Genomic DNA, 6,227 nt, shown 5'->3' on the forward strand with positions numbered 1-6,227 from the left:
GAACGCGGCAGGGCCCAGAGCAGCGCCAGGGCCGGCCACAGCAGCCAGGCAGCTCCCCAGGGCGGCAGAGCCAACCCTGCCCCGGCACCGGCGACAGCCGCTCCGATCCACCAGCGACACCGGTCTGCTCCCATGGCGGTGGAGCCTAGGAACGGCCAATCTGTTCAGAACAAGAAAGCAGCCGATCCATGGACCAGGGCAACCTGCTGCAGATGCTGCTGTTGCGCGGCCTCGGCACCACATCGCTGGTGGGAGACCGGCTGCGCCTGGTGAGTCAGGACTGGGTCCGCAGCGGTCGGCTCGATCCCGGCCAGGCCTCCGCGTTGGTGGAGGACGTGCTCAAGGCCCTGCGCGGCGAAACTCCGGAGCTGGAGCAACAGGCGGAGCGGCAGCTGGAGCGCAACCGCGATCAATTGCTTGAGGATCTGGGCCTGGCACGGCAGCGGGAGCTGGATGAGCTGCGGGGACGCATCGACCGGCTGGAGCAGGCCCTGCGGCAGCGCCAGATCAGTGCCGACACCCCAGACTGAGCCAGCCGGCACCGCCTGGGGGCGAACGGTTCAGGAGGCAGAATCGGCGCAGCCCACCTGTTCCTTGCCAGCTGCCCCATGCGCGACATCCTGATCAGCTCGGCGGTGTTCGTGGCCTGCCTGATGGTGGCCTTCGTGAGCCAGCTGGTGGCCCCCTCCACCGTGATCGGCGCGGCCAGTGCCGAGTCTTCCGTGGCCGAAGCATCAGCCAGTCCGGCAGTGGCCGTGACCAACGCGGCAGCAGCCAGCACCGGTCTGGCGGCTCAGGCCCTCAACGCCCCAGAGGTGAGCCGGACCGCTCGGGCCGTTGTGCAGGCACCGCTGGAACTCGACCCCAACGATCCCAACCCCACCCTGTTTGCCATGGCTTCTGATTCGCCGATCTCCAGCTCCTCCGATGCGGCCCTGGCCCAGGGAGCGTCTTCCCTCGGAGGTCCCATGGACGCTGCCAAGGAGCGGGTCACCCCCAGTGGCCTGCGCATCACCGACCTGGTGATCGGTGATGGCCCCGAAGCTCAGAGCGGTCAGACAGTCGTGGTCAACTACCGCGGCACCCTGGAAAGCGGCAAGGAGTTCGACTCCAGCTACGGTCGCGGCCCCTTCTCCTTTCCCCTCGGCGCCGGCCGGGTGATCCGCGGCTGGGACGAAGGCGTGGCCGGCATGCAGGTGGGTGGCAAGCGCAAGCTGGTGATTCCCGCTGATCTGGCCTACGGCGAACGGGGCGCCGGTGGTGTGATTCCCCCCAACGCCACCCTGATCTTCGAGGTGGAGCTGCTGCGGATCGGCAGCTGAGGCCTTGGTCGCTGGACACTGAACGCCAAGGCCCTTGCCGGAGAGGCGCCTGACATCGAAAACCTGTAGCAATCGTTAGGATGCCTTGGACAAGGCTCCATCGAGCCTGAATCCCGTCCTGCCCTGGCGGCACCAAGCCCACAACTGACCGGCCCGGCCCTCCTGCGGCAGGCTTTTCCCAAGCCCTTTCCCTTCCCCCATGGCTCACACGCTGCCCGCGCTGCCCTATGGACTCGATGCGCTCGAGCCCCATATCAGCAGCCGGACCCTGGAGTTTCACCACGGCAAGCACCACAATGCCTACGTCACCAACCTCAACAACCTGGTGGCCGGCACCGATCTGGAAGGCAAGAGCCTGGACGACGTGATCACGGCCGTGGCCGGTGATGCCAGCAAGGCCGGTGTGTTCAACAACGCCGCCCAGGTGTGGAACCACAGCTTCTACTGGCAGTGCATGAAGCCCGGCGGTGGCGGTGCCCCCAGCGGCGCCCTGGCCGACAAGATCGCCGCTGATTTCGGCAGCTTCGAGGCCTTTGTCGAGGCCTTCAAGGCTGCCGGCGCCACCCAGTTCGGCAGTGGCTGGGCCTGGCTGGTGCTGGATGGCGGCACTCTCAAGGTGACCAAGACCGCCAATGCCGATCTGCCCCTGGCCCACGGTCAGAAGGCGCTGCTGACCATGGACGTGTGGGAGCACGCCTACTACCTCGATTATCAGAACCGTCGCCCTGATTACATCACCACCTTCCTCGACAAGCTGGTGAACTGGGACTTCGTGGCGGCCAACCTGGCGGCGGCCTGATCCCTCTTCCCGAGAAAACTTGGCCGAAGGAAATTCAGCCAAAGTTTTCCCAACTCAAGACTATTTTGCTAAACCATTGCTGCGAAAGCAGTCTTCAGTGAGCCCCCGAGTCTTCCGGGGGCTTTTTTGTTGGCTCAGTCTGTTTTCAGTTCAGTCTCTGCCTTGATCCAACCAAGCTGTGTTGGCTGTGCCTCAAGGCTTTCCATGTCTTGATTCGTCGTGCGTCTGACCTTGAGTGCCGCCTCGATCAGACCTTGAGCACCGCCTCCGGCGGAATCCACATGGCGTCGCCATAGGAAAAGAAGCGGTAGTTCTGTTCAATCGCCTCGCCGTAGAGATCCAGCAACCGCTGCCGGCCGATCAAGGCACTCACCAGCAGCAGCAGCGAACTCCTGGGCAGATGGAAATTGGTGAGCAGACCCTCCACCACCGCGAAGCGGAAACCGGGTTGGATCACCAGATTCACAGGGCCGGCGTGGGGGCATAGCTCACCGCCATGCAGGGCGGCCACCCCCTCGAGGCTGCGCACGCTGGTGGTGCCCACGGCGATCACCCGCCCGCCGCGCTCGCGGCAGGCCCGCACCGCCTCCACCAGCGCCGGGCTCACCTCCACCCATTCGCTGTGCAGCTCCAGCTGGCTGAGGTCTTCGTCTTCCAGGGGCCGGAAGGTGCCCAGCCCCACATGCAGGGTCACGGTGGCTCGCTGCACGCCGCGGCTCTCCAATGCAGCCAGCAACTCATCGCTGAGGTGCAGACCCGCCGTTGGGGCCGCCACGGCACCGGGCCGTGCCGCGTAGCGGGTCTGGTAGCGCTCGTTATCGCTGGCGTCGTGTTCGTGGATGTAGGGCGGCAGTGGGATCGCGCCGTAGGCCAGCAGCAGCGGCTCGAGGCCGGCGGCATCGGTGCACTCCGGCGGAAAGTGCACGATGCGGCCACCGGTGTCGGGATCGCTGTCCAGCACCTCCACAGCCAGGGGCGGCTGCCCCTCGGCCAGCAGCTCCAGCTGGTCACCGGGGCGCAGGCGCTTGGCCGGACGGGCCAGGCAGAGCCAGCGGGCCTCCCCCCGCGGTTCGAGCACCAGCAGTTCCACGGCGCCGCCGCTGCCGGCCCGGCGGGCCTGCAGACGCGCCCGCAGCACCCGGGTGTCGTTCACCACCAGCAGATCACCGGGCCGCAGCTCCTCCTGCAGATCCCAGACCGTGCGGTGGCGACAGCCCGCATCGGCTTCCACTGCCAGCAGGCGGGCCGCATGGCGGGGCTCCACGGGGCGCTGGGCAATGCGCTCGGGCGGCAGCTCGAACCCATAGCTGGACAGGGCGCGATCTTCGGGACCTCCCAGGGGGGACACCGCAGAACGAGAGGAGAGGGGCTGCAACCGCCGATCGGGAATCAGGCCGGCAAGTAATAGCGCACCACGGTGAAGACCCGGTTGTGCTGGGCATCGAGCGCCTGGCGCATGTTGATGGCGCGCTGGTTGAGCAGCAGGCTGTCGAAGCGGTAGCGGGGAATCGCCATCGGCATCACGATCGTGAGGCTGGAGGCGGGGTAGCGGTTCTCCTCGGCTTCCACCACGGCCACAAAGGGTTGGATCAGGGAGGCAAAGGGGCTGTCCACCAGCCGCAGTTCCACCTGGGGTTCGTCCCCCACCAGGCGCAGCCAGTCGGCCTGGATGGCGGCTGGATCATCGTCTTCCGAAAGCACCCACACCGCCACCACCTGATCAGAGACCCGGGCGGCGTAGTGGAGGGCATCGAGGCTGGGGCGGCTGAATCCGGTGAGCCAGACGATGCTGCGGTTCCCGATCGGTTCATGGCGTTGCGGCAGCCGCACCGGCTGGACCTGATCGGGCTGCACGGCGATTTCGGCGTAGACCCGCCGGTAGCGCCGCCGGATGCGGGCCAGCAGCGCCACCAGCAGCGGGATGGCGATCACCACGGTCCAGGCTCCTTCGCTGAACTTGCTCAGCACGATCACCACCAGCACCACGCAGGTGGTGATGGCCCCCAGGGCATTCATCAGCAGCCGGCCGTGCCAGCCGGGGCCGCGCTGGCGCCACCACAGCACCACCATGCCCGTCTGGGACAGGGTGAAGGCCATGAACACCCCCAGGGCATAGAGGTTCACCGCCACGGTGGTGTCACCCCGGCAGACCACGATGATCACGGCGGTGGCCAGCACCAGGGTGGTGATGCCGTTCTGGAACACCAGCCGATCCCCCAGCCAGCCCATCTGACGGGGCAGGAAGCGGTCCTGGGCGAGCATCGCGGCCAGGCGTGGGAAGCCGGCGAAGGCGGTGTTGGCCGCCAGCACCAGGATCAGCAGGGTGGTGATCTGCAGAGCCCAGAGCAGCGGACTGCCGGCCCCGAACACCCGCAGGCCGATCTGGGCCAGCACGGTGCGATTCGGATCGGGAGCCACGCCATAGAGGAAGCCGAGGCCGCTCACGCAGAAGAACATCGCGGCGAGCATCAGCCCCATCACCAGCATCGTGGCCCGCGCCCGGGTCGCCGCCGGCTGGCGGAACAGCTTCACCCCGTTGGCGATCGCCTCGATGCCAGTCATGGCGGAACAACCGGAACTGAAGGCCCGCAGGATCAGAAACAGCCCCAGCGGCTCCACCGCCTGAATCAGCGGGGGGGGATCGGGCTGGAAGCCATGGTGAAACACCAGGTCCTGCAGTCCGCCGAGGGCCAGAAGCGCCACCATCAGCACAAACGCGTAGGTGGGGAGAGCGAAGGCCTGTCCCGCCTCCCGGACACCACGCAGGTTCGCCCAGCCCACCAGCAGCAACAGCAGCAGGGCGAAGGCCACCTCGTGGCGCAGCAGGCCCGGCAGCAGTGAGGAGAGCGCCTGGGTTCCCGCCATCAGGCTCACCGCCGCTGTGAGGGTGTAATCCACCAGCAGGGAAGCGGCCGCCACCAGGCTGGCGGCGGTGCCGAGGTTTTCGCGGGCCACCACATAGGAGCCGCCGCCCTGGGGGTAGGCCTCGATCGTCTGGCGGAAGGAGAAGACCACCACGGCGATCAGGGCGATGATCGCCAGGGTGATCGGCAGTGACAGCTCCAGGGCGCGGCTGCCGGCCAGGATCAGAACCCCCAGAGCGGCCTCGGTGGCATAGGCCACGGAGGAGAGGGCATCGGACGACAGGATCGGCAGGGCTTCGTAGCTGGGCAGCCGTTCAGCTTCCGCCTCGCTGCGTGGCAGAGGCTTGCCGAACAGCCGCCGGATCAGGTCCATGGAGCCATCGCTCAGAAGGCCAGGCTTTCGGGGTTGGTCTCGATCAGCTGGGCCAGGTCCTTGAGGAAGGCGGCGGCGTGGGCGCCATAGATGGTGCGGTGATCACAGGTGAGGTTCACCTGCATCTGGTTCTTCACACGGATCGCGCCATCCTTGCCGGCCACCACCGTGGGACGCGACGCCGCCACAGCCAGGATGGCGCCGGTGCCGGGGGGAAGGATCGCATCGAAGCGATCCACTCCGAACATGCCCAGGTTGGAAAGCGTGAAGGTGCCGGTGCTGTATTCCTCCGGCTTGAGCTGCTTGGTGCGGGAGCGGGCCACCAGATCGGCCCAGTTGCGGGCGAGAGAATAGAGGTCGGTCTTGTCGGCGGAGGCCAGCACCGGGGTGATCAGGCCGCCGTCTTCCATGGCCACGGCCACGGCCACATTCACGGAGCCGGGGTAGGTCATGCCGGCCTCGGTGGTGGCGGCATTCACCTGGGGATGGCGGGCCAGCACCACACCCACGGCCTTGGCCAGCAGGGCCGTCATGGTGACGCCCTTGCTCTTCACCTGCTTGTAGAAGGCATCGAGCCTGTCGGTGGTGATCGTGTAGCCCACCCGGAAACAGGGCACCTCCAGGCTGGCCAGCATGTTGCGGTTCACCGCCTGCTGGAGGGTGTTGAAGGCCACGCTCTCACCGGGTCGGCCAAAGGCCTGTCCCGCCGGGGCGGGGGCTGCAGCGGGGGCTGCGCCAGCACCATTGCCGGCGGCAGAGCCTGCCGAGGCCACGCTCACCGCGGCGGCCGATCCCTCGGCAACCCGGGGCACACTCACCGGCTGACCGGTGGCGGCCAGCACGTCGTCGGCCTGGATACGGCCATGGGG

General features: G+C 67.4%; 6 protein-coding genes. 3 read left to right on the forward strand and 3 right to left on the reverse strand.

All coding sequences use genetic code 11. The features are described 5' to 3' along the window. Window positions 1-188 precede the first annotated feature (188 nt). The 3 genes from VB716_RS09025 (at window position 189) to VB716_RS09035 (ending at window position 2,121) form a co-directional block, all read left to right on the forward strand. The gene (locus VB716_RS09025; RefSeq protein ID WP_197154534.1) at window positions 189-530 is read left to right on the forward strand and encodes a phasin family protein; all 342 of its coding nucleotides are present in this window, start codon (window positions 189-191) and stop codon (window positions 528-530) included. A 78-nt stretch (window positions 531-608) separates the two neighbouring features. Beyond that, entirely contained in the window at window positions 609-1,322 is a 714-nt protein-coding gene (locus tag VB716_RS09030) for an FKBP-type peptidyl-prolyl cis-trans isomerase (protein WP_197154532.1), read from the forward strand. 199 nt (window positions 1,323-1,521) lie between these two features. Next, window positions 1,522-2,121 (forward strand): superoxide dismutase, encoded by a 600-nt coding sequence (locus VB716_RS09035; RefSeq protein ID WP_197154530.1) that lies wholly within the window; start codon window positions 1,522-1,524, stop codon window positions 2,119-2,121. Window positions 2,122-2,368: 247 nt separating this feature from the next. Here VB716_RS09035 and queA read toward each other — a convergent pair whose 3' ends face one another. The 3 genes from queA to VB716_RS09050 all read right to left on the reverse strand — a co-directional run. Continuing rightward, window positions 2,369-3,460: a tRNA preQ1(34) S-adenosylmethionine ribosyltransferase-isomerase QueA gene (gene queA, locus VB716_RS09040; protein ID WP_323270292.1), complete on the reverse strand. Its 1,092-nt coding sequence runs from the start codon at window positions 3,458-3,460 to the stop codon at window positions 2,369-2,371. 50 nt (window positions 3,461-3,510) lie between these two features. Then, on the reverse strand, window positions 3,511-5,358 hold the full coding sequence (locus VB716_RS09045) for an APC family permease (RefSeq protein WP_197154528.1): 1,848 nt from the start codon (window positions 5,356-5,358) through the stop codon (window positions 3,511-3,513). Between the two features lie 11 nt (window positions 5,359-5,369). Then, window positions 5,370-6,227, reverse strand: an 858-nt coding sequence (locus VB716_RS09050; protein ID WP_323270291.1) for a dihydrolipoamide acetyltransferase family protein, incomplete at its 5' end; no start/stop codon positions are given.

It is taken from the genome of Synechococcus sp. CCY9201, assembly GCF_034931105.1.
In the GTDB taxonomy this organism is placed as follows: Bacteria; Cyanobacteriota; Cyanobacteriia; order PCC-6307; family Cyanobiaceae; genus CBW1002.